At 66.5% G+C, this 25852-nt stretch carries 30 protein-coding genes; 21 read left to right on the forward strand and 9 right to left on the reverse strand.

The window, feature by feature from the left end; all coding sequences use genetic code 11:
- Positions 1-14 precede the first annotated feature (14 nt).
- Positions 15-1805, forward strand: a complete 1791-nt coding sequence (locus V473_RS11355; protein ID WP_066605547.1) for a DEAD/DEAH box helicase — start codon at positions 15-17, stop codon at positions 1803-1805.
- Between the two features lie 52 nt (positions 1806-1857).
- Complete coding sequence (locus tag V473_RS11360) at positions 1858-3396, forward strand: cryptochrome/photolyase family protein (protein ID WP_066605549.1); 1539 nt, start codon at positions 1858-1860, stop codon at positions 3394-3396.
- Here the strand turns inward: V473_RS11360 and ybaL are convergent.
- The 3 genes from ybaL to V473_RS11370 all read right to left on the reverse strand — a co-directional run bounded on the left by ybaL (position 3393) and on the right by V473_RS11370 (position 5674).
- Positions 3393-5030 (reverse strand): YbaL family putative K(+) efflux transporter, encoded by a 1638-nt coding sequence (gene ybaL, locus V473_RS11365; RefSeq protein WP_066604006.1) that lies wholly within the window; start codon positions 5028-5030, stop codon positions 3393-3395. The genes V473_RS11360 and ybaL overlap by 4 nt on opposite strands.
- A gap of 67 nt (positions 5031-5097) precedes the next feature.
- A complete protein-coding gene (locus tag V473_RS24555) occupies positions 5098-5223 on the reverse strand; it encodes a hypothetical protein (protein WP_269076436.1) in 126 nt (41 codons plus the stop codon).
- A 55-nt stretch (positions 5224-5278) separates the two neighbouring features.
- Positions 5279-5674: a hypothetical protein gene (locus V473_RS11370; RefSeq protein WP_066604008.1), complete on the reverse strand. Its 396-nt coding sequence runs from the start codon at positions 5672-5674 to the stop codon at positions 5279-5281.
- 191 nt (positions 5675-5865) lie between these two features.
- On the opposite strand from V473_RS11370, the gene rplU reads away from it, so the two are divergent.
- From rplU to V473_RS11385, 3 genes are all read left to right on the forward strand, one after another.
- Positions 5866-6231 (forward strand): 50S ribosomal protein L21, encoded by a 366-nt coding sequence (gene rplU, locus V473_RS11375; protein ID WP_066604011.1) that lies wholly within the window; start codon positions 5866-5868, stop codon positions 6229-6231.
- A gap of 34 nt (positions 6232-6265) precedes the next feature.
- Positions 6266-6535, forward strand: coding sequence for a 50S ribosomal protein L27 (gene rpmA / locus V473_RS11380; protein ID WP_066604014.1), 270 nt, complete (start codon positions 6266-6268; stop codon positions 6533-6535).
- Positions 6536-6840: 305 nt separating this feature from the next.
- On the forward strand, positions 6841-7416 hold the full coding sequence (locus V473_RS11385) for a GNAT family N-acetyltransferase (RefSeq protein WP_066604016.1): 576 nt from the start codon (positions 6841-6843) through the stop codon (positions 7414-7416).
- Positions 7417-7430: 14 nt separating this feature from the next.
- Here V473_RS11385 and V473_RS11390 read toward each other — a convergent pair whose 3' ends face one another.
- Both V473_RS11390 and V473_RS11395 read right to left on the reverse strand, forming a co-directional pair.
- Positions 7431-7964, reverse strand: a complete 534-nt coding sequence (locus V473_RS11390) for a GNAT family N-acetyltransferase (protein ID WP_066604029.1) — start codon at positions 7962-7964, stop codon at positions 7431-7433.
- Positions 7965-7995: 31 nt separating this feature from the next.
- Complete coding sequence (locus V473_RS11395) at positions 7996-8847, reverse strand: metal-dependent hydrolase (RefSeq protein ID WP_066604032.1); 852 nt, start codon at positions 8845-8847, stop codon at positions 7996-7998.
- A 54-nt stretch (positions 8848-8901) separates the two neighbouring features.
- Here V473_RS11395 and V473_RS11400 point away from each other — a divergent pair, with 54 nt between their 5' ends.
- From V473_RS11400 to V473_RS11415, 4 genes are all read left to right on the forward strand, one after another.
- Entirely contained in the window at positions 8902-9519 is a 618-nt protein-coding gene (locus V473_RS11400) for a TetR/AcrR family transcriptional regulator (RefSeq protein WP_066604035.1), read from the forward strand.
- A 30-nt stretch (positions 9520-9549) separates the two neighbouring features.
- Positions 9550-10647, forward strand: coding sequence for a GTPase ObgE (gene obgE, locus V473_RS11405; protein ID WP_066604038.1), 1098 nt, complete (start codon positions 9550-9552; stop codon positions 10645-10647).
- A gap of 100 nt (positions 10648-10747) precedes the next feature.
- Positions 10748-11875, forward strand: a complete 1128-nt coding sequence (proB, locus tag V473_RS11410) for a glutamate 5-kinase (RefSeq protein ID WP_066604040.1) — start codon at positions 10748-10750, stop codon at positions 11873-11875.
- Positions 11876-11901: 26 nt separating this feature from the next.
- Entirely contained in the window at positions 11902-12798 is an 897-nt protein-coding gene (locus V473_RS11415) for an NAD-dependent epimerase/dehydratase family protein (protein ID WP_066605551.1), read from the forward strand.
- 11 nt (positions 12799-12809) lie between these two features.
- Here the strand turns inward: V473_RS11415 and V473_RS11420 are convergent, their stop codons facing one another.
- Positions 12810-13328, reverse strand: a complete 519-nt coding sequence (locus V473_RS11420) for a CvpA family protein (RefSeq protein ID WP_066604042.1) — start codon at positions 13326-13328, stop codon at positions 12810-12812.
- An 11-nt stretch (positions 13329-13339) separates the two neighbouring features.
- Positions 13340-14707 carry a DNA repair protein RadA gene (radA, locus tag V473_RS11425; protein ID WP_066605553.1) on the reverse strand — a complete coding sequence of 456 codons (1368 nt, stop codon included), beginning with the start codon at positions 14705-14707 and terminating at the stop codon, positions 13340-13342.
- 89 nt (positions 14708-14796) lie between these two features.
- Between radA and V473_RS11430 the strand changes: the two genes are divergently transcribed.
- The 3 genes from V473_RS11430 (at position 14797) to V473_RS11440 (ending at position 18407) form a co-directional block, all read left to right on the forward strand.
- On the forward strand, positions 14797-15495 hold the full coding sequence (locus V473_RS11430; RefSeq protein ID WP_066605555.1) for an endonuclease/exonuclease/phosphatase family protein: 699 nt from the start codon (positions 14797-14799) through the stop codon (positions 15493-15495).
- A gap of 66 nt (positions 15496-15561) precedes the next feature.
- Positions 15562-17898, forward strand: coding sequence for a patatin-like protein (locus V473_RS11435; protein WP_066604043.1), 2337 nt, complete (start codon positions 15562-15564; stop codon positions 17896-17898).
- Positions 17899-17927: 29 nt separating this feature from the next.
- A complete protein-coding gene (locus V473_RS11440) occupies positions 17928-18407 on the forward strand; it encodes a hypothetical protein (protein ID WP_066605560.1) in 480 nt (159 codons plus the stop codon).
- Positions 18408-18411: 4 nt separating this feature from the next.
- Here the strand turns inward: V473_RS11440 and V473_RS24560 are convergent, their stop codons facing one another.
- Complete coding sequence (locus V473_RS24560) at positions 18412-18864, reverse strand: 4a-hydroxytetrahydrobiopterin dehydratase (protein WP_269076437.1); 453 nt, start codon at positions 18862-18864, stop codon at positions 18412-18414.
- Here V473_RS24560 and V473_RS11450 point away from each other — a divergent pair.
- From V473_RS11450 to V473_RS11480, 7 genes are all read left to right on the forward strand, one after another.
- Positions 18760-19167, forward strand: coding sequence for a metallopeptidase family protein (locus V473_RS11450; RefSeq protein WP_066604047.1), 408 nt, complete (start codon positions 18760-18762; stop codon positions 19165-19167). The genes V473_RS24560 and V473_RS11450 overlap by 105 nt on opposite strands.
- Complete coding sequence (gene ccmA, locus V473_RS11455; protein ID WP_066604050.1) at positions 19164-19763, forward strand: heme ABC exporter ATP-binding protein CcmA; 600 nt, start codon at positions 19164-19166, stop codon at positions 19761-19763. Before V473_RS11450 ends, ccmA begins: the two co-directional genes overlap by 4 nt.
- Positions 19760-20407, forward strand: a complete 648-nt coding sequence (locus V473_RS11460; RefSeq protein WP_066604053.1) for a heme exporter protein CcmB — start codon at positions 19760-19762, stop codon at positions 20405-20407. The genes ccmA and V473_RS11460 overlap by 4 nt, the downstream gene beginning before the upstream one ends.
- Before the next feature lie 100 nt (positions 20408-20507).
- Complete coding sequence (locus tag V473_RS11465; RefSeq protein ID WP_066604055.1) at positions 20508-20732, forward strand: hypothetical protein; 225 nt, start codon at positions 20508-20510, stop codon at positions 20730-20732.
- Positions 20733-20872: 140 nt separating this feature from the next.
- A complete protein-coding gene (locus V473_RS11470; protein WP_066605563.1) occupies positions 20873-21763 on the forward strand; it encodes a DMT family transporter in 891 nt (296 codons plus the stop codon).
- 81 nt (positions 21764-21844) lie between these two features.
- Positions 21845-22795, forward strand: coding sequence for a cupin-like domain-containing protein (locus V473_RS11475; protein WP_066604057.1), 951 nt, complete (start codon positions 21845-21847; stop codon positions 22793-22795).
- Between the two features lie 107 nt (positions 22796-22902).
- Positions 22903-23442, forward strand: a complete 540-nt coding sequence (locus tag V473_RS11480; RefSeq protein WP_148648366.1) for a hypothetical protein — start codon at positions 22903-22905, stop codon at positions 23440-23442.
- Positions 23443-23456: 14 nt separating this feature from the next.
- On the opposite strand, the gene V473_RS11485 is transcribed toward V473_RS11480, so the two are convergent.
- A complete protein-coding gene (locus tag V473_RS11485) occupies positions 23457-23735 on the reverse strand; it encodes a chorismate mutase (protein ID WP_066604061.1) in 279 nt (92 codons plus the stop codon).
- A 105-nt stretch (positions 23736-23840) separates the two neighbouring features.
- Between V473_RS11485 and V473_RS11490 the strand changes: the two genes are divergently transcribed.
- Together V473_RS11490 and V473_RS11495 are read left to right on the forward strand one after the other, a co-directional pair.
- Complete coding sequence (locus V473_RS11490) at positions 23841-24869, forward strand: polyprenyl synthetase family protein (protein WP_066605565.1); 1029 nt, start codon at positions 23841-23843, stop codon at positions 24867-24869.
- Positions 24870-25060: 191 nt separating this feature from the next.
- A complete protein-coding gene (locus V473_RS11495) occupies positions 25061-25840 on the forward strand; it encodes a TSUP family transporter (RefSeq protein ID WP_066604064.1) in 780 nt (259 codons plus the stop codon).
- Positions 25841-25852: the final 12 nt, after the last annotated feature.

Genomic DNA, 25852 nt, shown 5'->3' on the forward strand with positions numbered 1-25852 from the left:
GGAAAAACAAGAATATGGCATTTGATACTCTCCACCCCCTGCTCGCCCAGGCGCTGACCACCAAGGGCTATGAAGCGCTGACCCCGGTTCAGGCCGAAGTCACGCAGGACGAAGCGGTCGGCCGCGACCTGATCGTGTCGGCGCAGACCGGTTCGGGCAAGACCGTCGCCTTTGGTCTGGCCATGGCGAACGAATTGCTGGGCGACGCCGATCGCCTGCCCCCGCCCGCCTGGCCGCTGGCGCTGGTGATCGCGCCGACGCGCGAACTGGCGTTGCAGGTCAGCCGCGAGCTGGAATGGCTCTATGCCGGCGCCCGCGCCCGCATTGCCACCTGCGTCGGCGGCATGGACGCCGCCAAGGAACGCCGCGCCCTGGCGCAGGGCGCGCATATCGTGGTCGGCACGCCTGGCCGCCTGCGCGACCATCTGGAGCGCGGCGCGCTCGACCTGTCGGCGCTCAAGACCGCGGTGCTGGACGAAGCCGACGAGATGCTCGACATGGGTTTCCGCGAGGATCTGGAAGGCATTCTCGACGCCACGCCCGATGGCCGCCGCACCTTGCTGTTTTCGGCGACCATGCCCAAGCCGATCGTGGCGCTGGCCCGCCGTTACCAGAAGGACGCATTCCAGATCACCTCGGCCGCCGGTGAGCGCGGCCATGGCGACATCAGCTATCAGGCGATGACCGTGGCCCCCGCCGACATCGAAAATGCGGTGGTGAACCTGCTGCGCTATCATGAGGCGGAGACGGCGATCCTGTTCTGCGCCACGCGCGACAATGTCCGCCACCTGCACGCCAGCCTGACCGAGCGCGGCTTCGCCGTGGTGGCGCTGTCGGGCGAGCATAGCCAGAATGAACGCAACCATGCATTGCAGGCGCTGCGCGACAAGCGGGCGCGGGTGTGCGTGGCGACCGACGTCGCCGCACGCGGCATCGATCTGCCCTCGCTGACCTTGGTGGTGCATGTCGAGCTGCCGCGCGACGCCGAGACGATGCAGCATCGGTCGGGCCGCACCGGCCGCGCGGGCAAGAAGGGGACGGCCGTGCTGATCGTGCCCTATCCGCGTCGCCGCCGCGTCGAATCGATGCTGAAGGGCGCGAAAATCCCGGTCGAATGGACGACCGCGCCGAGCAAGGAAGCCATCGCCCAGCAGGATGCCGAACGTCTGCGCGCGCAGTTGCTGGCCCCGGTGGAACTGGACGAGTCAGACTGGGCGCTGGGCACCGAGCTGCTGGAAGCCAAGAGCGCCAAGGAAATCGCCGCGATGCTGGTGAAGAGCGCCCGATCCGCCATGCCCGCGCCCGAAGAGCTGCTGGACGCCAGCGAAGCGCCGGCGCGCCGGGACGGACCGCGTCCGGGCTTTGAGGACACCCAGTGGTTCCGCATGAACATCGGCCGGAACCAGAATGCCGATCCGCGCTGGATCCTGCCGCTGATCTGCCGTCGTGGCCATGTGTCGCGCGGCGATATCGGCGCGATCCGCATCACCACCAGCGAAACGATGTTCGAAATCCCCAAGGCGATTTCGGCCAAATTCCTGGCGGCCGTCCGCCGTTCCGGCGAGGCGGGTGACGAAGGCGCGGACGTGATGTTCGATCCCGTCGACGGCGCCCCACGCCAAGAAGCGCGGGAAAACCGCCGCCAACTGCGCCCGTCCAACGACGCACGGCCCAACCGCAGCGGTCCGCCCCGTGGCGGTCCGGGCGCCGGTTCGCGCGGCGGCTCTGCCCCGCACAGCCCGCGCCCGTTCAAGGGTGCCGGCGCCGGTGGCCCGCGCAAGGGGCCGCCGCGTAGTCGCGGCTGACATCCTTTCGGACAGCTAGGCACTTTCGGGGCCGTCAGTCATTCACATGGGCATGACTGACGGCCCTGTTCTTATTCCCATATTGGGCGACCAGCTCGCCCCCGACATCGCCGCGCTACGGGATGCGGACAAGGCGCGCAGCGTCGTGCTGATGATGGAGGTGGCGGACGAAACCACCTATGTCCGCCATCACAAGGCCAAGATCGCCTTCATCCTGTCCGCCATGCGGCATCATGCCGATCGGTTGCGGGCGTTGGGATGGACGGTTGATTATGTAAAGCTAGACGATACCGCCAATAGCGGCAGCTTCACCGGCGAAGTCGCACGGGCCGTTGAACGCCACAAACCAGTCGCCATCCATGTCACCGAGGCCGGGGAATGGCGGGTGCAGGCGATGCTCGACGGCTGGGCGCTCCGCTTTGGCCTGCCGGTCACGGTGCATGAGGATGATCGCTTCCTCTGTTCCCATGGCGCGTTCGACACATGGGCGGCGGCGCGCACCCGGTTGCGGATGGAATATTTCTATCGCGACATGCGGCGCAAGACTGGCCTGCTGATGACGGCGGAAGGGAAGCCCGAAGGCGGCGAATGGAATTATGACGCGGACAATCGCAAGCCCCCGCCGCAGCGCGACCTGCTGATGCCGCAGCCGATCCGCTTTCGTCCCGATGCGATCACGCGCGATGTGCTGGGAATCGTCGCGGATCGCTTCGCCGATCATATCGGCAGCCTGGACCATTTCCATTTCGCGGTGACGCATGAGGACGCGATGCGGCAACAGCGGCGCTTCCTGGATGAGGCGCTGCCGCATTTTGGCGACTATCAGGACGCGATGCTGACCGATGAGCCGTTCCTGTGGCACGCGATCCTGTCGCCCTATATCAATGCCGGATTGCTCGATCCGCTGGCGCTGTGCCGCGCGGTCGAAGCGCGCTATCGGGCGGGCAAGGCGCCGCTCAATTGCGCCGAGGGATTCATCCGCCAGATCATCGGCTGGCGCGAATATGTGCGCGGCGTCTATTGGCATGAGGGACCGGACTATGCGCGGCGCAACGCGCTGGGCGCCACACGGCCCCTGCCCGGCTTCTACTGGACCGGCGAGACGGACATGCACTGCATGGCACAGGCGATCGGACAGACGATCGACCATGCCTATGCCCATCATATCCAGCGGCTGATGATCACCGGCAATTTCGCGCTGCTGGCGGGGATCGACCCGCATCAGGTGCATGTCTGGTATCTGGAAGTCTATGCCGACGCCTATGAATGGGTCGAGCTGCCCAATACGATCGGCATGAGCCAGTTTGCCGACGGCGGCCTGCTGGGATCGAAGCCCTATGCGGCGGGCGGCGCGTATATCAACAGGATGTCGGATTATTGCGGCACATGCCGCTATGACGTGAAGCAGCGGATTGGCGAAGATGCCTGTCCGTTCAATGCGCTCTACTGGGATTTCCTGGCGCGTAACGAGAGTGCGCTGGGACGCAATGTCCGGCTCGCCATGCCATACCGCAACTGGGCGCGGATGGACGAGCAGGTCCGCGCCGCCACGCGGGCGCAGGCGGCGCGGTTCCTGGCTTCACTGGATTAGGCCGCGCCGCACAGCGCCAGCATCCGGTTGGCCAGTTCACGTTCGCCCATCACGACATGGGGGACGCCCAGCCCCTGAAGATAGTCGACCTCCGCATCGCTGTGCGCGCGGGCGACGACATCCAGATCAGGATTGAGGTGGCGGGCATGTTCGTGGATCGCCCCGCCCTCAAAGCCTTCGGGCACCGCGATCAGCAGGCGGCGCGCCTTGGTCACGCCGGCGGCGTTGAGATGGCGGTCCTCCAGCGCATTGCCGCGCACAACGGACAGGCCGGCCTCCTGCGCCTCATCCGCCTTCTCCGGGTCATCCTCTATCACGATGAAGGGGATGTCGCGCCGGGTGAGGCCAAGCGCGATCAGCTTGCCCACACGGCCATAGCCGATGAGTATGATATGGCCGACCGCGGGCCGGGCCGCAGCGACCCGTGCGGCTTCATCGTCCACCTCCTCCTGCTTGCGGTCGCGCACGACCAGCGAGAAGAGGATGGGATTGAGGAAGATCGACACGATCGCGCCGGCCAGGATCAGGTCGCGCGCGTCGGCCGGGAGGACGCCAAGCCCGGTGCCGAGCGAGGCGAGGATGAAGGAAAATTCGCCGATCTGCGCCAGGCTGACCGCGATGGTGAGCGCTGTGTCGTTGGGATAGCGGAACAGGCGGACGATGGCATAGGCGGCGATCGATTTGCCCACGACGATGATCGCGACGGTGGCCAGCAGCGGCAGCGGCTGTTCCCACAGGACGGCGGGATTGAACAACATGCCCACCGACACGAAGAACAGCACGGCGAAGGCGTCGCGCAGGGGGAGCGTTTCCTCCGTCGCGCGGCGGCTCAGGGGCGTTTCGCCCAGGATCATGCCGGCGAAGAAGGCGCCCAGCGCGAACGACACGTCGAACGCATAGGCCGCGCCGAACGCCACGCCCAGCGCGATCGCCAGGACCGCGAGGCGGAACAGTTCGCGCGATCCGGTGTGGACGACCCAGTGCAGCGCCCAGGGGATGACGCGGCGGCCCACCACCAGCATCAGCGCGACGAAGCCCGCGACCTTGAGCAGGGTGCCGACCAGCGGCGCGATCAATGCCCCCGCGCCCCCGCCCGCGTCGGCGCTGTTGATGACGTTGGCGAGCGCGGGCAGCAGGACGAGCGCCAGGACCATCACCAGATCCTCCACGATCAGCCAGCCGACCGCGACGCGGCCGCGCCGCGTTTCGACCAGGTCGCCGCCCTGGAGGGCGCGCAGCAGGACGACGGTGCTGGCGACCGAGAGCGCAAGGCCAAAGACGATCCCGCCCATCAGCGGCCAGCCCATGAGGTGAGAGAGGCCCATGCCGAGCAGGGTCGCCACCGCGATCTGCACCAGCGCGCCGGGCACCGCGATATTCTTGACCGAAAGAAGATCCTTGAGCGAAAAATGCAGGCCGACGCCGAACATCAGCAGGATGACGCCGATTTCGGCCAGTTCGTTGGCGAGGCCCGCATCGGCGACGAAGCCGGGGGTGAAGGGGCCGACCATGATGCCGGCGACGAGGTAGCCGACCAGCGGCGAGAGTTTGAGGCGATGGGCGATAGCGCCCATGATGAAGGCGACGACGAGACCGGCGACGATAGTGCCGATCAGGGGCGTGTGATGGGGCATGGGTGGCTTTCGATATGCGGCTGCCGACGGCGCGCTATGGGCCGCGCCGTCGTACAGTCTAACATGATTATTCTAGGACGGTCATCATCACCGCGGACAGACCTGCGGCGGCGACGGCCAGACCGGACATGACGGCGGGCATGAACCACCAGGGCGGGCGGCGACGGGTGCGCCGTGCTTTCCTGCGAGCCATGGGATGCTCCTTCTTCCGACGAATGCCCGCAAGGTGCGGGCGAAGACGCGAATCGTCAGGAAGCGGCAGGCGGCGCACGGGCGCGACGGGTGCGCGCCGGGGCGAAGGAACGGGGATTTTGGGAAGGACGAGCGGCGGAAGCGATCCGCCTAACGTGAAGGCCGGCCAGCAGGATGATCGCGAGGGCGAGAGCGAGAATCAGGGGCGGCGCGCCGTCGCCATCGGGGCGCGGCGCAGCGACTAACTGCGCGGCGGCCTGGGCGCGCGCCTTGAGCACGACGTCAGTGGTGGCGGGATTGAAAGCCGATCCCGTGGCGCGGCTGAGCGGTGGCCCCAGCGGCGCCAGCGCGGACAATAAAGTCACCAGAATCAGCGTCCACAAGGCGATCAGGACAGGCAGGCGCAGGATCGCGACCTTCCCATTCCATCCCTGCCCCATGGCGTGCCGCATATATAGTCGCTATCCCTTGTTCGCCGCCAAGATAGGCCTGGTGACGCGGTAAAACCACCCCCATCCTGCGCCGCCATCGGTTGACAGGTGCGAGTCATTCCACTAACGGGCCACATTCCCGCGCGGGTCGGCTAAGGCGTCATGTCTTTGGTGAGCTGCGTAAAGCAGATTTGAACGAGAAGAGACAAGCCATGTTCGCTATCGTGCGCACAGGCGGCAAGCAGTATCGCGTCGCCGCCGGAGACAAGATCGTCGTTGAAAAGATGGCTGGCGAAGCCGGCGACCAGGTGACGCTGGGCGATGTCCTGCTGGCCGGCGAAGGCGGCGACCTGAAGGACGTAGCCAAGTTGACCGTTGCGGCGGAAATCATCGCGCAGGCGAAGGGCGAGAAGGTCATCGTCTTCAAGAAGCGTCGCCGTCACAATTATCGCCGCAAGAACGGCCATCGCCAGAATCACACGATCCTGCGCATCCTGTCGATCGGCGGCGAAAGCAAGAAGGCCGACAAGGCCGCCGCCAAGACCCAAGACGCAGCGCCGGCTGCTGCCGAAGCCTGATCGCTTCCGGCCAGATATTCCAGGAGTTTAGACAATGGCACATAAAAAAGCTGGCGGTTCGTCGCGCAACGGTCGCGATTCTGAGTCGAAGCGCCTTGGCGTGAAGAAGTTCGGCGGTCAGGAAGTGATCGGCGGCAACATCATCATTCGCCAGCGCGGCACGCGCGTCTATCCGGGCCGCAATGTCGGCATCGGCAAGGACCACACGCTGTTCGCGCTGAACGAAGGCCGCGTGGTATTCCACACCGGCAAGCTCGGCCGCAAATATGTGTCGGTCGATGCACTGGCCCAGGCGGCCGAATAACGGACGATCGATGACGGATCGTCCCCCGCAATAGGGGCGATCCTTCCGGTAGGGCTTTGACAGCAACTGCCGGTTTTCGAGGGAAACAAGGGGCGCTCCTTTCATGGGAGCGCCCCTTTTCCGTTGCCCGTTCCTTGCCGGAACGATGCTGACAGACAAGGGTGCATTTCTCTTCCGATTTCCCTCCAAGCCTCTGGAACTCCACGTCTTCTCGCGCGTCTTGCGGGCGGGGATTCATCCAGAACCGCGCGTCGCGAAGTCGTCATGATTGGCGGCTAAGGGCGCAGACAAGAGGAGAGACGAGAATGTTTGCCCGTACCCCCCGCCTGCTCCTGCGTCCGGGCTGGATGGAAGATGCCGCCACGCTGGCCCAGACGATCAACGACCCGGCGATCCTGCGCAACCTGTCGCGCGCGCCCAGCCCCTATGGACTGGACGATGCGCAGGCGTTTCTGGCCCTGCCGCAGCATCCGCACCTGCCCCGCCTGCTGGCCTTCACCCGCACCCAGGGCGCGCCGCGCATGGTCGGCGGCTGCGGCGTCCATCTGGACGAGGATGGCGCACCCGAACTCGGCTATTGGATCGCCCGTCCCTATTGGGGCCTGGGCTTCGCGACCGAGGCCGCGCGCGCCGTGCTGGGCATGGCGCGGGCCAATGGCGTACGCGACATCCGCGCCGGTCATTTCGCCGACAATCGCGCGTCGGGCAACGTCCTGCGCAAGTTGGGCTTCCGCTTCAGCGGACGGACCGCGCAACGCTACAGCCTGGGCCGCGACGCTCTGGTCGATTGTCTGTTGTTCGAGGAAGGCGATGCCGGACGGCAGAGCAACGACCCGGCGATAGACCTGTATCGCGATGCGGTCGTGCCGATGGCGGCCTGATTGGGCGCCTCCCTTTACAGGGGAGGCGCTTTCGGTCGATCGAACACCCGCGTCGGCTTCCCGCCCAGTTCGGTGTCGGTCAGCATCTGGAAACCCAGTTTCTCGGCGACCTTGATCGAGGCTATATTGCACGGATCGATGATGCAGCGGAGCGATGGCGCTTCGAGATAGGCGTCGCTCCAATTCAGTATCGCCTGCATCGCTTCGGTGGCGATCCCCCTGCCCCAGGCTTGCGGACCGAGCACCCAGCCGGCTTCCGGCACGCCCTCCAGTTCGGCAAGACCCCGCTGCGCGCTGAGCAGTCCGGCTTCACCCAGGAAAGCGCCGCTGTCGCGCTCCTCGATCACCCACATGCCATAGCCGAGCAGCGACCACATGCCGGCATAGCGCAGGATGCGGAACCAGACCGCCTGGCTGTCGAGCGGGACGCCGCCAATGTGGCGCACGACGGCCGGGTCGGCCCAGAGCGCGCGGCAGGCGTCATAATCCTCGACCCTGTGGGGGCGGAGGATCAGGCGGGTGGCTTCGAGTGCGGGGGCATCGGTCATGCGCCGATAAGAGCCCCCTGCCCGCATCCGGTCAAGCGGTCGAAGGCAATGCGCCGTCCGGCTGCGCATTGGCGTAGGGGCTGTCGGCGAGAGCGATGAGCGCGCGGTCGTCGATCGCCCACGGATGGAAGCCGGGCAGGAAATAGCCCAGCCACGGCCGCACGACCCGGCGCACGATACCGGGCCGCACCAGCGCATAGCGCAGCAGCCCGCCCCAAGCGCGTCGCCCGGTAATGCCGTCCTGCCGCAACAGGTCCATCATCCCGCGAGCGCGGTGGTGGAGGAAATGCCTGGTCACGACCAGCATCATCGCCGTCTTGACCCACCAGCGTTTGACGCGGCTCCAGTCGCGCGTGGCATGGACCCAGGTGTCGTGCGCCACGCCCTTATGCTCGATCTCCTCGATCGCGTGCCAGCGCCACAGCGCCGCGCTCTCCGGGTCGGCGCCGTCGAGATGGCGCGGGTCGCGAAGCAGTTCATGGGCGAGGATGGCGGTGAAATGCTCCAGCGCCATGGTCGCGGCCAGGCTGGCGATCGGCGGGCGCTGTTTGGCCAAGTCCAGCACCATCGTCACATCGGCGTCGAGGCGGGATACGTCATAGCCATGGTCGGTCACCTGCCGGTTGAAGGCGATATGTTCGCGGCTGTGGACGACTTCCTGCTTGGTGAAGGCGGCGATCTCGCCCGCCAGCCGGTCCGGCGCGCCGTCGCGGAAAGCGCGGACGCTTTCGATGAAAAAGGCTTCGCCGCGCGGGAAGGTGATCGACAGCGCATTGAAGAAAGCCGTGGCGATCGGGTCGCCGTTCAGCCAATGTCGCGCTGTTGCACGGTCTCGCCCGAAACGGCGGTCGCGCGGCGTGATGGTGAGGTCGGTCGGGGTCATGGGGATGTCTCCGGTCGTTACTTACATTGATGTAAATAAGAGTTGCTTACAATCATGTCAATAAAACGCGCGCGCCTCAGCCCGGATGAAAGCCGCCTCATCGCCGTGGAGGCGGCCCGCGACCTGCTGATCGAGGCGGGTCCGCAGGCGGTGACGCTGAAGGCCGTGGCGGGGCGGGTCGGACGGACGCACGCCAATCTGCTGCACCATTTCGGATCGGCGGCGGGATTGCAGAAGGCGCTGGCGGCGCATCTGGCCGACACGATCACCGCCAAGATCGGCGAGGCGGTGGACGCGGCGCGGCGCGGCGAGGTCAGCCCGCGCACGATCGTCGACATGACCTTCGATGCGTTCGATCGGGAAGGCGCAGGCGCGCTGGCGAGCTGGATGCTGGCGTCAGGAAATGAGGATGCGCTGGACCCGGTGGTGGAGGCGATCCACCGGCTGGTCGACAAGCTGGCGGCGAGCGCGCTGACCCCGCATCTGGCCGAACTGATCCGGGACAATACGCTGATGCTGGTGCTGCTGGCGCTGGGCGATTCGCAGCTGGGCGGCGCGATGGCCGCCGCGCTTGCCCTGCCGCGCGAAAAAGCGCGCGAAATCGCCACGCGCAGCCTGACTTTCGCGCTGATGCAGGAGGCTGCTGCCATAGCGGCGCAGGCCAAGGTTTAACTTTTCCCCTTTTGCGGTTATGGGCCGCCCATGCATTTTCTCGATCAAGCCAAAATCTATATCAAATCCGGCTGGGGCGGCCCCGGCGCGGTCAGTTTTCGCCGCGAAAAATATGAGGAATATGGCGGTCCCGACGGCGGCAATGGCGGCAAGGGCGGCGACATCATCTTCGAAGCGGTGCAGGGCCTCAATACCCTGATCGACTTCCGCTATACCCAGCATTTCAAGGCGCAGCGCGGCACGCCCGGCATGGGCAAGAACCGCTATGGCGCAGGCGGCAAGGATCTGATCATCAAGGTGCCGGTCGGCACCCAGATATTGTCCGACCCCAAGCCGATCGAAGGCAGCGAGGACGAGGACGGCAATTGCGACTATGAGGACCAGGACGTCCTGGCCGACTTCACCGAGGTCGGGCAGCGCGTCACCTTCCTGCGTGGCGGCGACGGCGGCCGGGGCAACATGTCCTACAAGACCAGCACCAATCGCGCGCCGCGCCAGCATGGCACGGGCTGGCCGGGGCAGGAAATGTGGGTGTGGCTGCGGCTGAAGCTGCTGGCCGATGTCGGGCTGGTGGGGATGCCGAATGCGGGCAAGTCTACGCTCATCAATCAGGTGACCAACACCAAGGCGAAGGTCGGCGCCTATGCTTTCACCACCACCAAGCCGCAACTGGGCGTGGTGTTGCACCGCGACCGCGAGTTCGTGCTGGCGGATATTCCCGGCCTGATCGCCGGCGCAGCCGAGGGCGTGGGCATCGGCGATCGCTTCCTGGGGCATATCGAGCGGTGCCGCGTGCTGCTGCACCTGATCGACGCGACCACCGACGATCCGATCGAGGCCTTTCATATCGTCACCGAGGAATTGGCCGCTTATGGCGAGGGGCTGGACGAGAAGCCGCAGATCGTCGTGCTCAACAAGGGCGACCTGCTGGGGCAGGAGCTGATGGAGGATATTGCCGGCCAACTGCGTGACGAGGCGGGCGTCGAGGACGTGTTCATCATCTCCGGCGCGACCGGCGAGGGCGTGGGCGCGCTGCTCGACGCGGTGCTGCTGGTAATGGACGAGGATGCGCGCGACGCGGAAAGCGAGGGCGCGGACGAGGGCGACGGGACATGGTCGCCGATCTGACGGCGCCATAGCCCTACCTCCCTTTGGTTCGAGCCTGTCGAGAACCATGCGCGAGGGTTCTCGACAAGCTCGAACCGAACGGATGTTGTTTTAGACCGCCATGAACGCCTTCTCCGGTTTCCCCCCTGCCCTCGTCCGCCGCCTGGTCGTCAAGATCGGCTCCGCGCTACTCGTCGATCCGGCGGGCGCGGTGCGGGTGGACTGGCTGCGCACGCTGGTCGCCGATGTCGCGGTGCGTCGCGCGGCGGGGCAGCAGGTCATCATCGTGTCGTCGGGCGCGATCGCGCTGGGCGCGCGGCGGCTGAAGCTGCCCAAGGGCGGGCGCGGGTCGTTGGAGGATGCGCAGGCCGCGGCGGCGACGGGGCAGATCGCCCTCTCGCAATGCTGGGCCAGCCTGCTCGACGAAAAGGGCATCACCGCAGCCCAAATGCTGGTGACGCTGGACGACCTGGAAAATCGCCGCCGATACCTGAATGCATCAGCCACGCTGGAACGGCTGATGGCGCTCAATGTCGTGCCGGTGGTCAATGAGAATGACAGCGTGGCGACGGCCGAAATCCGCTTCGGCGACAATGACCGGCTGGCGGCGCGCATCGGACAGGCGGCACGGGCTGACGCGGTTGTGCTGCTTTCCGATGTTGATGGGCTTTACACCGCCAACCCGCACGCCGATGCCAGCGCCATGCTGATAGAGACGATAGAGACGATCGACGCGCGGATCGCTGCGATGGCCGACGACGGGTCGGCGTCCGGCATGGGGTCGGGCGGCATGGTGTCGAAAATCCAGGCGGCGCGGATCGCGACCGGCGCGGGCGCGCATCTGGCGATCATTTCGGGCAAGGTCGACGCGCCGCTGTCGCATTGGGCAGGTGGCGGCAAAGGGTCGATCTTCCTGGCCGCCCAAGGAAAAGGCGCGCGCAAGGGCTGGCTGGCCGGTCGTTTGACCACGCGCGGGCGGATCATCGTCGATGCAGGCGCGGAAAAGGCGTTGGACAAGGGCAACAGCCTGCTGCCCGCTGGCGTCGCCAGTGTCGAAGGCGTATTCGATCGCGGCGACGTGGTCGACATCGTCGCGCAGGACGGCCGGGTGATCGCGCGCGGGCTGATCGAATATGACAGCGAGGCCGCCGTGAAGATCGCGGGCAAGCGCAGCGAGGATATCGCTGCGCTGCTGGGTGAAATGCCGCGATCGGTGCTGGTCCATCGCGACCATATGGCGATGGTCTGAGAGACATGCAGCAGATGCGGATCGCCATGACGGGCGCGACGGGGTTCGTCGGCGCCGAGACTTTGGAGCAGGCGTTGGCGGACGGACTGCGCGTCAATGCGCTGACCCGCCGGGCGCAGCCGCCGCGCGCGAAGCTGAAATGGGTGCATGGGTCGCTGGACGATGCCGCCGCGCTCGATGCGCTGGTGCGCGACGCCGATGCGGTGATCCATATCGCAGGCGTGGTGAACGCGCCCGACCGCGAGGGTTTTGAGGCGGGCAATGCGCGCGGCACGATGGCGGTGGTCGATGCGATGCGGAAACGCGGGATCAAGAGGCTGATCCATGTGTCATCGCTGGCGGCGCGCGAGCCGGGCCTGTCCGACTATGGATGGTCCAAGGAACTGGCCGAGAAGCATGTGAAGGCGAGCGGGCTGGATTGGACGATCGTCCGCCCGCCAGCGATTTACGGGCCGGGCGACAAGGAAATGCTGGAGCTTTTCCGCATGGCCAAGCGCGGCATCATGCTGCTGCCGCCGGGCGGGCGCTTGTCGGTGATCCATGTGCGCGATCTGGCGGCGCTGTTGCTGGCGTTGACGCAGGAGCGCGAGAACAGCCTGACGCGCACTTATGAGGTGGATGACGGCACGCCGGGCGGCTGGGATCATCAGGATTTCGGGGCCGCGATCGGCCAGGCTGTAGGGCGGACGGTGCGGACCTTCGCCACGCCGGGATGGCTGCTGAACATCGCGGCGCGGACCGACCGGATGGTGCGCGGTAAAAAGGCCAAGCTGACGCCGGATCGGGTCGATTATTTCTGCCATCCCGACTGGGTCGTCGCCAAGCGCAAGCAGCCGCCCAAGCGGCTATGGTTGCCGCAAGTGAAGACGCAGGATGGGTTACAGGCGACGGCTGCCGCCTATCGAGAGAAGGGGTGGCTATAACCGAACGGAGGTTACTGGTTTTCCGCCGCCGGCTTTTTCGCGCGCTGTTCCGCCAGAAACTCGCTGATCGCCTGACCGCTGGCGTTGAGCAGCGGATAGGTGCGGGCGTCCGATAGCCAGTCGGGGCGGCGCGCGCCGCTGCCGTAGAATGTGTCGTAGACCAGACTGAAGGCGAGGAAGAGCAGGGTTGCGCCGATCAGGCCCTTCACCGCGCCGAAGCCCGCGCCGAGCACCCGGTCGACCGGCCCCAGCACCGATTGTCGGGTGCGGCGGCCGATGGCGTGGGCGATCAGCTTGCCCGCGCCGAAGGTCACGCCAAACACCAGCACCAGCGCCAGGATCGCCGCGCCGCTGGCGGTGCCGACGAAAGGGGTCAGCACTTCGGCGACCGAGGCATGGAACAGGCGGATGCAGAAGATCGCCAGCACCCAGGCGATGAGCGAGAGGGTTTCGAGCACGAAACCACGCATGAGGCCGAGCACGGCGCAACCGCCGATGGCGAGCAGGACGGATATGTCGATGGCGTTCATTGCGCCTGTGGCTATCCGCGTCCCAGCATCTGGTCAACAAGCTGCGCGAGGGTGCGAAAACCGCTGACCGCGATTCCCTTCACTCCGTCCGCCGCGGCGGCGGGGATGAAGGCGCGGTTGAAGCCGAGCTTGGCGGCTTCGCGCAGGCGCAGCGGGGCATGGGCAACGGCACGAATCTCGCTCGACAGCGCGATTTCACCGAACAGGACCACGTCGGAGGGCAACGGCTTTTCTGACAAAGCCGACACCAGAGCGGCGGCGACGGCCAAGTCCGCGGCGGGATCGGACAGGCGATAGCCGCCCGCGACGTTCAGATAGACTTCGCAGGTCGAGAAGCTGAGGCCGCAGCGCGCCTCCAGCACGGCCAGCACCATGGCCAGCCGCCCGCTGTCCCAGCCGACCACCGCACGCCGGGGCGTGGCGCCGCTCGACAGGCGCACGACCAGCGCCTGGATTTCGACCAGCACCGGCCGCGTCCCTTCCAGCGCGGGAAAGACGGTCGCGCCCGTCACCGTCTCGTCGCGCTGGGTCAGGAACAGGGCCGAGGGGTTGGCGACTTCCTCCAGCCCCTCGGCCACCATGGCGAAGACGCCAATCTCGTCCGTGCCGCCGAAGCGGTTCTTGATCGCGCGCAGGATGCGATATTGGTGACTGCGCTCCCCTTCGAACGCCAGCACGGTGTCGACCATATGTTCCAGTACGCGCGGGCCGGCGATGCTGCCATCCTTGGTCACATGGCCAACCAGGATCAGCGCGGTGCCGCGTTGCTTGGCGAATTTGATCAGTTCCTGCGACGAGGCGCGGACCTGGCTGACGGTGCCCGGCGCGCCCTCGATCAGGTCGCTATGCATGGTCTGGATCGAATCGATCACCAGCAGGGCGGGCGGCGGCCCTTCGCTCAGGGTCGTCAGGATGTCGCGCACCGATGTCGCGCTGGCGAGCATGACCGGCGCATTGCCCAGGCCCAGTCGCTGCGCGCGCAAGCGGACCTGGTCGGTCGCTTCCTCGCCGCTGATATAGGCCACCGATAGACCGCGCGCGGCGACCCGCGCCGCTGCCTGCAACAGCAGGGTCGATTTGCCGATGCCCGGATCACCGCCGATCAGCGTCGCGGAGCCCGTGACGATACCGCCGCCCAGCGCCCGGTCGAACTCCGCGATGCCGGTGCTGGTGCGCGGCGGCAGTTCGACCTTGCTGTCGAGGCCGATCAGCGCGATCGCGCGGCCGCCATTTTGCAGATCGTGGCGCGAGGAGAAGACGGTTTCGGCCGCTTCCTCGACGATGCTGTTCCACTCGCCGCAATCCTCGCACTGGCCCTGCCAGCGGGCCGCGACGGCGCCGCATTGCTGACAGACGAATTTGCGCTTTGCCTTAGCCATGGTCACGATATGGCGGGCAAGTGCGAACAATGCAAGAACATCGATCGCGCCGCTGGAAACATCCGGCGCGCTGGCGCATTGTTACGGCCATGAAAACTATTCGCGTCGCGAGCTATAATATCCGCAAGGCCATCGGCACCGACCGGCGGCGGATGCCCGAACGGGTGCTGGAGGTGCTGGCGGAAGTCGACGCCGATATTATCGCTTTGCAGGAGGCCGACCGGCGTTTCGGCGTGCGGTCGGCGGCGATCCCGCCACGGCTGATGGACAGCCAGAGCGACTATAAAGCGGTGCCGCTGGACGTGCAGGCCGATTCGATGGGCTGGCACGGCAATGCGCTGTTGGTGCGCAAGAGCGCCGAACTGGGCGCGCATGACGTGCTGCACCTGCCCTATCTGGAGCCGCGCGGCGCGACCATGGCGGAGGTGACGACGGGCGGCGCGAGCGTGCGCGTGTTCGGGATGCATCTCGACCTGTCGGGACTGTGGCGACGCAAGCAGGCCGCCGCGGTGATCCATGCCGCGGCTCAGGGCGCGGCGATGCCCACGGTGCTGATGGGCGACTTGAATGAATGGAGCGCGGGGCGTGGCTGCCTGGCCGACTTTGCGCGGCACTATAGTTTCGCGCCCTGCGGCCGGAGCTTCCATGCGCGGCGGCCGGTGGCGCGGCTCGACCGGATCATGCATTGCGGCAAGCTGACGCTCAAGGATTGCGGCGTCCATGAAAGCGGTGCGGCGAGGAAGGCGTCGGACCATCTGCCGATCTGGGCGGAGTTTTCGGTTGGGTAGCCGCTGCCTCCGTTGTTTTGACTTGTCAGTCTCGACAAGTCCCCCGCCCTCTGCGACGTTCCCCCCATGAAGGAGCGGGAATTGCGCCTGGCGCTGGTCTGCTATGGCGGCATCAGCCTGGCGATCTACATGCATGGCATCACCAAGGAGGTGTGGCATCTGGCGCGCGCCAGCCGCGCCTTTCATGAGGGCGCGCCGGGCGACGGCGGCGGCAGCGAGGCGGTCTATGCCCAGGCGCTGGCGGCGATGGAGGCGGCCAGCGGCGTGCGGCTGCGCGTGATGCCGGACATCATCGCGGGCGCCAGCGCAGGCGGGATCAACGGCATCTTCCTGGCGCAGGCGATCGAGACGGGCCAGTCGCTGGAGCCGCTGACACGCATGTGGCTGGACAATGCCGATGTCGACCGGCTGCTGGACCCCGACGCGCGCCCGGCCCGCGCCATGACCAAATTCTGGGCGACGCCCCTGGTCTGGATGGCGGCGCGGCGGCCAGGCGATGCGGTGGAGCGCACCGTGGCCCCGGACACGCGCGAAGAAGTGCGGATGAAACTCTCCCGCTTCATCCGGTCGCGCTGGTTCGAGCCACCCTTTGGCGGGGAGATATTCTCCACCATGTTGGTCGACGCCTTTGACGCGATGGCGGCGACCGGCAATGGTCCGCCGCTGCTACCCGACGGGCATCCGCTGGACCTGTTCGTCACCGTCACCGATTTCGAGGGGCATCCGCAAAGCCTGAACCTCAACAGCCCGCCGCAGGTGATCGAGACCGAGCATCGGCTGTCGATCGGCTTCAAGGCGCGCGGACGCGGGGAGCGACCGTTCGCCGATCCGGCCGAACTGGTGTTCGCGGCGCGCGCGACCGCCAGCTTCCCCGGCGCCTTCCCGCCCTTCACCGTGCGCGAGCTGGACCGGGTGCTCAAGCGCCGCCATCGCGCCTGGCCGACGCGCGACGCCTTTCTGGGGCGCGCCCTGCCCCGCCATGCGGCGCGCGGGACAGCCGAGGACGCGGTGCTGATCGACGGATCGGTGCTGGCCAATGCCCCCTTCGCGCAGGCGATCGGCGCGCTGAAGAACCGGCCGTCGCGGCGGGAGGTGGACCGGCGCTTCGTCTATATCGATCCCAAGCCGGGGCACCGTTCCATCCGCCTGAACAAGGAGGGCGAGCAGCAGGATGCGCCAACTGGGGCGGACACGCCGCTGCCTGGCTTCTTCCGCACGATTTTCGGCGCGCTGTCCGACATTCCGCGCGAACAGCCGATCCGCGACAATCTGGAGGCGATCGACCGGCACAGCACGCGCATCCGGCGGATGCGGCGGATATTGGACGCGCTGCGTCCCGGCATCGAGGTGGAGGTGGAGAGCGCGATCGGCAAGATGCTGTTCCTGGACCGGCCGACGCCCACGCGCCTGTCCGCCTGGCGCGCCAAGGCGCAGCAGCGGGCGGCGAGCGCGGCGGGCTTCGCCTATCCGGCCTATGGGCACCTGAAATTGTCGGGCATTGTCGAATCGCTCTGCGCGCTGCTGTTCCGCCTGAGCGGCGAAGACAGCGCCATGATGCGCGAAAGCTATCGCCAGGCGATCTGGGCCGATATCCGCAAGGATGGCGCCGACCAGTTGAGCGCTGAGAGCGGTTCGGCCTCCGCCCCGGTCGCCTTCTTCCGCGCCCACGACCTGGCCTTTCGCATCCGCCGCCTGCGCTATCTGGCGCGGCGACTGGCCGACACGCTGGAACTGGACGCGCAGGCCGACGATCCTGCGGTGCAGGGGATGCATGACGCCATCTATGGCGCGCTGGCGCTCTATGCCGAATGCGAGGATAGCGACTTTCATGGCGCCGACGTCGCCGCGGCGGCCAAGGCGGTGTCGACCGATGCCGCCGCCGCGCTGGCGGCGGTGGCACAGGCGTGGGGGTTGAAGGCGCGGGACGAGGCGGCCGACGAGATGCTGGCGGACGCCTTCGCGGCCCTACCCAAGACGGGGCGGCGGACGATGCTGCTCGCCTATCTGGGCTTTCCCTTCACCGATATCGCCACCCTACCGTTGCTCCAGGGTGACACTCTGGATGAATATGATCCGGTGAAAGTCGACCGGATTTCGCCGGAAGATTGTGGCGCGATACGCGGCGGTGGCGCGGCCGCCACACTCAAGGGCATTGAATTCAACAACTTCGGCGCGTTCTTTAGCAGGGTCTATCGCGAGAATGACTATCTGTGGGGCCGATTGCACGGCGCCGAGCGGCTTCTGGACATCGTGATTTCGGCAATGCCCGCAGCAAGCCGCCTTTCGCCCGACGCTCTGGCCGACTATAGGCGGGCCGCGTTTCTGGCGATCCTGGACGAAGAAGAGTCGCGGCTGCCCCATGTAGCCGATTTGATCGCCAGCTTGCGGGAGGAGATCGGGTGAGCGGGCGTTTGGGTCTGGTTCCTGTGGTGCTGATGCTGGCCTTGGTCGCCGGTTGTCGCGGCTCGTCCGCCGACAATGCCCAGGCCGACAATCGCCCGTCGCAGCCAGTCGCCACCGTCGCCTCGATCGAACCAGAAGCCGCCCCCCTGCAGCCCCCCGTCGAACCCGTCATCGCGCCGGTGAAGGCGTTACCGGTCGTAACCGTGCGCGCGCAACCGGCGCCGCGCAACGCGCTGGACCTGCCGCCGTCGGACGATGACGGGTCGGCCCTGCCCTTCCCGCAGGAAGTCACCACATTCATGGTGGACCGCGACGGATGCGACCATTTTCGTGGCGAAGAACCCCATGACGCCGAACGGCGCGCCTATATCGCCGAAAATATCGCCGAATTGTGCAGCGGCACCGACGCGAAGCTGGCGATGCTGCGGCGGCGCTATGCGGGCGATCGGTCTGTGACGGCGGCCTTGCGGGGTTATGAGGACCGGATCGAGGGCGTCTCCAACTACTGAATGCTCAATCCGCCAGCGCGTCGATCGCATGGGCGAGGTCGATGTCGCGTTGTGACAGGCCGCCCGCGTCATGGGTGGTGAGAAGAATGTCCACCCTGTTATAGACATTCGACCATTCGGGATGATGATCCGCCTTTTCGGCCAGGATCGCGACCCGCGTCATGAAGCCGAAGGCGCCGACGAAATCGGTGAAGGTGAAGCGGCGCGATATGCCTTCCGGCTCCGCCACGCTGGTCCATTGCGGCAGGTCGGCCAGCGCGACGGCGCGATCCTCTTCGCTCAGTTTGCCAATCATGTCCCTATCCTCATGAAATGCCTTGGGGCCTGAAATGCCTTGGGTTATGTGGCAGGCATGTCGCACCCCGGTCAACCGCTCCGCTTCGCCCCGACCCCCCAGGAGATCGAGACGCTCGCGCTGGAGGCGCTCAGTCGCCTGCCCGACCCGTTCAACGCGCATCTGTCCGATGTCGTGCTGTTCGTGGAAGAGTTCGCGCCAGCCGACATCTTGAAGGAAATGGAGATTGACGATCCGTTCGGCCTGACCGGCCTGTATAGCGGCCGTCCGGTGGGCCAGGAGGCGCAGACCGGGGACGTGCCCCCGACCGTCCATCTGTTCCGCCGCCCGCTGCTCGACGAATGGGTCGAAACCGGCGTGCCGCTCGACGCGCTCATCACCCATGTGGTGGTGCATGAGATCGGCCATCATTTCGGCCTGTCCGACATCGATATGCATGTGCTGGAGGATATGGTCGCCTCATGAGCGGGGCGGCGCTGCGCCTGCACGGGCTGGCCTGTTTGCGCGGGGGGCGGATGCTGTTCCGGGACGTTGATTTGTCGCTGACGGCGGGGGGCGGCGCGTTGCTGACCGGTCCCAATGGCGTGGGCAAGTCCAGCCTGTTGCGAGTCATCGCCGGGCTGCTGCCGGCCTTTGCAGGCACGGTGGAGCGAACCGGCGGGATCGCGCTGACCGACGAGCGTCTGGCGCTGGACGCCGACCTGCCGCTGCGCCCAGCGCTCGATTTCTGGGCTAGGCTGGATCGGGCCGACGGCCAGGCGGTGGCGGCGGCGCTGGACGCGATGGCGCTGACAGCGCTGGCCGAGGTGCCGGTGCGGATGCTGTCGACCGGGCAGCGCAAGCGTGCGATGCTGGCGCGGGTGATCGCCAGCGGGGCGGCGATCTGGCTGCTGGACGAGCCGGGGAACGGGCTGGACACGGCGTCCACGGCGTTGCTGGGCGCGGCGGTGGCGACGCATCTGGCGGCGGGCGGGATCGTGGTCGCAGCCTCCCACCAGCCGCTGCCGATCGACGCGCCGGTGCTGATCGTGCTCGGCGACTATCAGGCGGAGCCGGCATGAGGCTGCTCTGGCTGCTCGCCGCGCGGGATTTGCGCCAGGCCTGGGCGTCGGCGGGGCTGTGGCTGCCGGTCGCGTTCCTGCTGCTGGTCGCCAGCCTCTACCCCTTTGCGGTCGGGCCGGATGCCGCGCTGCTGGGGCGCACCGGCGGCGGAATGCTGTGGATCGCCGCGCTGCTCGCCAGCCTGTTGCCGGTCGACCGGCTGGTCGTGCCGGACCGGGACAGCGGCGTGCTGGACCAGATCGCGCTGCGCGGCATCGGCGAGGAAATGGTGGTGATCGCCCGGCTGGCGGCGCATTGGCTGGGCTTCGGCCCGCCGCTGATGCTCGCTACCCTGCCCGCCGCGACGCTGCTGAAGCTGGACGGGGCGACGATCATGCAACTGGAGATCGGGCTGTTGATCGGCACGCCCGCGCTGGCGGCGCTGGGGCTGCTGGTGGCGACGCTGACCGCCGGGCTGCGATCGAGCGGCGCGCTCGCGGGATTGCTGGCGCTGCCGCTGGCGGTGCCGCTGCTGATTTTTGGCGCGGGGACGCTGGGCGATGGCAGCGGCGCAGCGCTGAAGTTCCTGGGCGCGGCGTCGCTGCTGCTGGTGGCAATCACGCCCTTCGCTGGCGGGGCGGCGATCCGGGCGGGGCGGGAATAGGCATTTCGCGACGTGACTCCCGTTCATTGACGAAAGGCGGCGAATCTGGCAGTTTCCCTTACGGCAGCCGAGAAAACATCGGCGCCAGGAGAGGATGCCCATGAACCGAATTCAGACGAATTCCGGCAATATCTTTCATGCGCTGCTGATGCGATGCCTGGCTGACCGGCATCAGCCGACTGACGAGGAGATCGACCTTGTCGCGGGCAAGATATGGCATGAGAGCCGCGGATCGGCGACCGGCCAGCCCTGGCTGGACGTAGCGCGCGGCAGCGATGCGCACCGGCAGATGATCCAGGCGGCGACGATGGCGCTTACCCCCTAAGCGCGAGAGACGGCGCCGCTGCGATAGCCAAGGCGGGTCATCTGCCCAATCGCCATTTGCAGGGATGAGAGGGCGAGCCTCCGTCCCCTCCTCCTTTGCGCCTGCTCGACATCGCCCTGCCCTTGCGCCAAAGGCGGCGGATGTTCGGTATCGTCGCATCCATCCTGTTCGTCCTAATCTGGTCAACCGGCTTCATCGTCGCGCGGGCGGTGGTGCCGCATGGCGCGCCGGAACTGATCCTGGCGGTGCGCCTGACCGCAACGACGCTATTGCTGGGCGGGGCGGCTATTTACGCGCGGCAGGCGTGGCCAAGGGGCAAGCGGCTGGGACTGCATCTGGCGGCGGGGGCGATGCTGCACGGCCTCTACCTGACCGTCAGTTGGTGGGCGGTCGGCCGCGGGATGCCGGCCGGGATCATGTCGCTGCTGGGCGCGACCCAGCCTTTGATGGTCGCGGTAGCCAGCGTCGCGCTGCTGGGCGAGCGGTTGCCGGGGCGCAACTGGGTCGGGCTGGCGATCGCAATCGGCGGGGTTGTGTGCGTGCTGCTGCCTGCGCTGGAGCGCAGCAGCGCGGGGGCGACCGGGCTGGTCCCGGTGGTGGCGGGGGTGATCGCGGTGATCGCCATGACCGGCGGGACGCTGATCCAGCGCGGCCAGATTGCGGGCGACCCGATCCTGATGTCCGGCGCGGTGCAGAATTTGGGCGGGGCGATGGTGGCGATCGCCGCGACGCTGATCGTGGGCGAATGGCGCTGGGACAATGATCCTATGTTGTGGATCGGCCTTGGCTGGTCGGTGCTGGGGCTGTCGGCGGCGGGGCTGTCGCTGCTGGTGTGGCTGGTGCGGCATCAGGGGCCGACGCGCATGTCGATGCTGTTGCTGCTGGTGCCGCCGCTGGCCGCGATCGAAGCGTGGCTGCTGTTTGGCGAGCGGCTGGGGCCGGTGCAGATCGTGGGTTTCGCGCTGGCGCTGGGCGGCGTATTGCTGGGCCGGTCGCAGGGCAGGAAGGCCGAGTTGGTCGAGCCGGCCTGAACGGCGCGGTCTTGGAATAGCCCGTCACGCAACCGTCATTTTCTGCAACATCGCTGTCATGAGCGCGCGATAAGGGGTGGCATGAGCAAGCGCCCGCCTTCCCTTCCCGCCCAGGCCCATGACATGCGGATGCAGATGGCGCTGCGACAGATTGATTTCGGCGCAGCGCCGCGCCTGGCTGCACCAGCGCCCGCCCTCAAGCCGCAGGCTGCCGAAGATAGGCTGGCGCTGAAGCGGCGCGACTGGCTGCTGTCGGTGCAGGAGCGGCAGCGGGCGCTGTCCCCCTATGCTTCGGGCCTGTTGACCGCCGAAAATCTGTCGGGCGAGGATTTCCTGCACAGCTTCTACGCGCCGGGACGGCCAGTGCTGATCAAGGGCGCCATGGCGGATTGGCCGGCGCTGGAGCGGTGGACGCCTGATTATCTGGCCGAAACGATCGGCGACGCGCAGATCGAATATCAGGGCGGGCGATCAGGCGCGCAGGATTATGAGCTGAAGAAGGATCGGCACCGCAAGCGCGCGCCGTTCCGCCAGTTCATTGCCCTGGCGCGGGCGGGTGGCAACGACGCCTATCTGACCGCGTCGAACAGCGCCGCCAATGCGCCGGCGCTGGCGCCGCTGGCGGCGGACCTGGGGCATCTCGACGCCTATCTGACGCGCGCGCCGGGGATGGTCTGGATCGGCGGCGAAGGCACCTTCACCCCGCTGCATTTCGACCTGACCAACAATCTGCTGGCGCAGGTGACGGGAACCAAGCGCGTGATCCTGATCCCGCCGTCGCAGACGCAGCGGCTGGCGCACACGTCGCATGTGTTCAGCGATATACGCGACGTCACCGACCCTGCCCGGCTGGCGCTCTACCCGCAGGCGCAGGACGTGCTGCGCTATGAGGTGCTGCTGACGCCGGGCGACCTGCTGTTCGTGCCCATAGGCTGGTGGCATCAGGTGCGGTCGGAGAGTTTCGCGACCATGCTGACCTATACCGGCTTCCATTGGGACAATGGCGGGCATGAGAGCTATCCGGCTGGGTAGTCGCCCAATGGCCCGACCTCATTCTTCCCACCGAAACGGACCGGGTTGCGTCTTCGCCCAAAGGCTCCATCACCTATGCTTCCGCTGTCGAAACGACAGGGGGAACGATGATGTTCGCGATTCGCTTGATGGCTATTGCTTGTTGCGTAACGCTGCCTGGATGTGCCGGTCTTGTGACGGCGTGGAAAAGTGATCCGTTACAGGTCTATGCTATGGAGAATCCGGCCGTTTACACAATGACCGGCGATCGCCGGACGGCCGTGTTGATGGACACGAATACGGCAAGGCGCTTCTGCGCGGAATCTCTGCCGGATGCCGCGGTCGCTTATGGCGCGACATCCACTGCCGGACTCACAGCGAAGGGAATAGACGCAAAATTCTCCGACGCCGTGACCGCCACTTTGCTCCAGACGTTTCAGCGAACGCAGGATGCTGAAATCTATCGTCAGATGGGTTGGAATAGCTGCCTGGCCTGGGCGCAGGGCGCGATCACATCCGAGCAATATCATGCGCTTTTGCAGCTGATGGTCACAGGCGGTCTGGATACCATGAAAAAACGCGCGGAACCTGCCCCAATAGCGGCGCCAGCGCCATCTCCGGCGGCCGCAGGCACCGGGCCAGTCAAAACCCCGGTCGGCAGAGACTGACCGCCAGTAAAGCCCTACCCCTCGCGCAATTGTTCGTGGTGGCGGATCACCTCGTCGATGATGAAGCGCAGGAATTTTTCGGTGAAGTCGGGATCGAGCTTCGCATCCTGCGCCAACTGGCGCAGGCGGGCGATCTGGCGCTCTTCTCGGCCAGGATCAGCGGGGGGCAGATCGTGAGTCGCCTTATGCTCGCCGACCGCCTGGGTGACCTTGAACCGTTCGGCCAGCATGAACACCAGCGCCGCGTCGATATTGTCGATGCTTTCGCGATAGCGGTTCAAAGTCTCGTCCACGTGGGGCCTCCGGTTCCAGATGGCGCGCTTTTTGCCGCATCCGGCGCGTCGCGCAAGCTATTCCCGCTTGCCTTTCACATTTTGCATCGCCACATGGGCGCGGTCATGACAGCACCCGCCCCCGGTAACGTCCACCCGATCGGCCGCGCCAACAGCGCCCCCTCGCTCGCCCCCATCATGGCGCTCGTCGCCGACGGCATGAACCAGGTCAATGCCGTGATCCTGGACCGGATGCAGTCGCGCATCCCGCTGATCCCGGAATTGGCCGGCCACCTGATCGCGGGCGGCGGCAAGCGATTGCGGCCGATGCTGACCTTGGCCTGCGCCGACCTGGTCGGCTATGCCGGGTCGCGCCATTACAAATTGTCCGCCGCGGTCGAGTTCATCCACACCGCCACGCTGCTGCACGACGATGTCGTCGACGGATCGGGGCTTCGGCGGGGGCGCAAGACCGCGAACATCATCTGGGGCAACAGCGCCAGCGTGCTGGTGGGCGACTTCCTCTTCTCCCGTTCCTTCGAGTTGATGGTGGAAGCCGAGTCGCTCAAGGTGCTCAAGATCCTGGCCAATGCGTCGGCGGTGATCGCGGAGGGCGAGGTCAACCAGTTGACCGCGCAGCGCAAGATCGACACCAGCGAAGAACAATATCTGGACATTATCGGCGCCAAGACCGCCGCCCTGTTCGCCGCCGCCTGTCGCATTTCCGCCGTTGTCGCCGACCGCGACGAGGCGGAGGAGCAGGCGCTGGACGTTTATGGCCGCAATCTGGGCATCGCATTCCAGTTGATCGACGATGCGATCGATTATGAATCGGACGGCGCGACCATGGGCAAGGATGCGGGCGACGATTTCCGCGACGGCAAGGTGACGTTGCCGGTGATCCTGGCATATGCGCGTGGGGATGAGGCGGATCGCGCTTTCTGGAAGGCGGCGATCGCGGGCCACAAGATCAGCGACGAAGACCTGGCCCATGCAACCGGCCTGCTCCGCCAGACCGGGGCGATCGCCGACACGCTGGCGCGCGCGCGCCATTATGGCCAGCGGGCGATTGACGCGCTGGGGCGCTTCGAGGCCGGCAAGGCCAAAGCGGCCCTTACCGAAGCGGTGGAGTTCGCTATAGCGCGCGCCTATTGAGGGAATAAGCGGGTTTGCTCGTTTCCTGTCGCGATACTGACTTTAATGGTCCGTTCGTCCTGAGTAGCCACTGAGCGAAGTCGAAGTGGCGTATCGAAGGATTGAGCTTGGCGCGGATGCTTCGATATGGGGCTTCGACTTCGCTCAGCCCCTACTCAGCACGAACGGGAGCATAATAAGGCTTCCTGGTCTTGATCCTGTCCCCCGAAACCATCGCCTTCCTCATGGCCGCAGCAACGATGGCCGGGTGCATCGACGCGATGGCGGGCGGCGGCGGGCTGATTACTCTGCCCGCGCTGATGGCCGCTGGCATACCGCCGGTGCAGGCGGTGGCGACCAACAAGCTGCAAAGCTGTTTCGGCACCTTTGGCGCGTGCGTCGCCTATGCGCGGCGCGGGCATATGGACCTTAAAACCTACAAGGGGCCGATCATCGCCGCCTTTGTCGGGTCGGTGGCCGGAGCATGGCTGTTGCAGCGGGTCGATCCGTCGATCCTGGCCGGGCTGATGCCCGCGCTGCTGGTCGCGATGGCCGCCTATTTCACCTTCTCGCCCAAGCTGGGCGACGCCGATCGCCATGCGCGGGTCGGCATGGCGGGCCTGACGGGCCTTGTCGGCGTAGTGGGCTTCTATGACGGCTTTTTCGGGCCGGGCGCGGGCGCCTTCTACACCACCATCTTGCTGGCGCTCGGCGGCCTGTCGATCCTACGCGCGACGGCCCAGACTAAGGCCGCCAATTTCGCGAGCAATGTCGCGGGCCTGCTGACCATGGTCGCGGGTGGCCATGTGATCTGGGTCGCGGGCCTGTGTATGGCGGTGGGCAGCCTGTTCGGCGGGCAGATCGGGTCGCATCTGGCGATGCGGTTCGGGTCGCGGCTGATCAAGCCGCTGCTGATCATCATGTCGCTGGCGCTGACCGCCAAGATGCTGCTGGACCCGCAGAACCCGATCCATATCTATCTGTTCGGATGATGCTCCGGCCGT

The sequence above is a fragment of the Sphingobium cupriresistens LL01 genome (assembly GCF_001046645.1).
Classification (GTDB): Bacteria; Pseudomonadota; Alphaproteobacteria; order Sphingomonadales; family Sphingomonadaceae; genus Sphingobium; species Sphingobium cupriresistens.

Bases quoted from the DNA above. Each gene is read 5' to 3' on its own strand.
- V473_RS11390 (WP_066604029.1), bottom strand. From the start codon at position 7,964: ATGACCGATGCCCCCGCACTCGAAGCCACCCGCCTGATCCTCCGCCCC.
- V473_RS24555 (WP_269076436.1), bottom strand. From the start codon at position 5,223: ATGGCTCGCAGGAAAGCACGGCGCACCCGTCGCCGCCCGCCCTGGTGG.
- rpmA (WP_066604014.1), top strand. From the start codon at position 6,266: ATGGCACATAAAAAAGCTGGCGGTTCGTCGCGCAACGGTCGCGATTCT.
- V473_RS11470 (WP_066605563.1), top strand. From the start codon at position 20,873: ATGTTCGGTATCGTCGCATCCATCCTGTTCGTCCTAATCTGGTCAACC.
- rplU (WP_066604011.1), top strand. From the start codon at position 5,866: ATGTTCGCTATCGTGCGCACAGGCGGCAAGCAGTATCGCGTCGCCGCC.
- V473_RS11435 (WP_066604043.1), top strand. From the start codon at position 15,562: ATGAAGGAGCGGGAATTGCGCCTGGCGCTGGTCTGCTATGGCGGCATC.
- V473_RS11420 (WP_066604042.1), bottom strand. From the start codon at position 13,328: ATGAACGCCATCGACATATCCGTCCTGCTCGCCATCGGCGGTTGCGCC.
- V473_RS11450 (WP_066604047.1), top strand. From the start codon at position 18,760: ATGTCGCACCCCGGTCAACCGCTCCGCTTCGCCCCGACCCCCCAGGAG.
- V473_RS11355 (WP_066605547.1), top strand. From the start codon at position 15: ATGGCATTTGATACTCTCCACCCCCTGCTCGCCCAGGCGCTGACCACC.
- V473_RS11415 (WP_066605551.1), top strand. From the start codon at position 11,902: ATGACGGGCGCGACGGGGTTCGTCGGCGCCGAGACTTTGGAGCAGGCG.
- V473_RS11370 (WP_066604008.1), bottom strand. From the start codon at position 5,674: ATGCGGCACGCCATGGGGCAGGGATGGAATGGGAAGGTCGCGATCCTG.
- V473_RS11395 (WP_066604032.1), bottom strand. From the start codon at position 8,847: ATGACCCCGACCGACCTCACCATCACGCCGCGCGACCGCCGTTTCGGG.
- V473_RS11460 (WP_066604053.1), top strand. From the start codon at position 19,760: ATGAGGCTGCTCTGGCTGCTCGCCGCGCGGGATTTGCGCCAGGCCTGG.
- radA (WP_066605553.1), bottom strand. From the start codon at position 14,707: ATGGCTAAGGCAAAGCGCAAATTCGTCTGTCAGCAATGCGGCGCCGTC.
- ccmA (WP_066604050.1), top strand. From the start codon at position 19,164: ATGAGCGGGGCGGCGCTGCGCCTGCACGGGCTGGCCTGTTTGCGCGGG.
- V473_RS11430 (WP_066605555.1), top strand. From the start codon at position 14,797: ATGAAAACTATTCGCGTCGCGAGCTATAATATCCGCAAGGCCATCGGC.
- V473_RS11360 (WP_066605549.1), top strand. From the start codon at position 1,858: ATGACTGACGGCCCTGTTCTTATTCCCATATTGGGCGACCAGCTCGCC.
- V473_RS24560 (WP_269076437.1), bottom strand. From the start codon at position 18,864: ATGCGCGTTGAACGGGTCGGGCAGGCGACTGAGCGCCTCCAGCGCGAG.
- V473_RS11385 (WP_066604016.1), top strand. From the start codon at position 6,841: ATGTTTGCCCGTACCCCCCGCCTGCTCCTGCGTCCGGGCTGGATGGAA.
- ybaL (WP_066604006.1), bottom strand. From the start codon at position 5,030: ATGCCCCATCACACGCCCCTGATCGGCACTATCGTCGCCGGTCTCGTC.
- proB (WP_066604040.1), top strand. From the start codon at position 10,748: ATGAACGCCTTCTCCGGTTTCCCCCCTGCCCTCGTCCGCCGCCTGGTC.
- obgE (WP_066604038.1), top strand. From the start codon at position 9,550: ATGCATTTTCTCGATCAAGCCAAAATCTATATCAAATCCGGCTGGGGC.
- V473_RS11465 (WP_066604055.1), top strand. From the start codon at position 20,508: ATGAACCGAATTCAGACGAATTCCGGCAATATCTTTCATGCGCTGCTG.
- V473_RS11400 (WP_066604035.1), top strand. From the start codon at position 8,902: ATGTCAATAAAACGCGCGCGCCTCAGCCCGGATGAAAGCCGCCTCATC.
- V473_RS11490 (WP_066605565.1), top strand. From the start codon at position 23,841: ATGACAGCACCCGCCCCCGGTAACGTCCACCCGATCGGCCGCGCCAAC.
- V473_RS11475 (WP_066604057.1), top strand. From the start codon at position 21,845: ATGAGCAAGCGCCCGCCTTCCCTTCCCGCCCAGGCCCATGACATGCGG.
- V473_RS11480 (WP_148648366.1), top strand. From the start codon at position 22,903: ATGATGTTCGCGATTCGCTTGATGGCTATTGCTTGTTGCGTAACGCTG.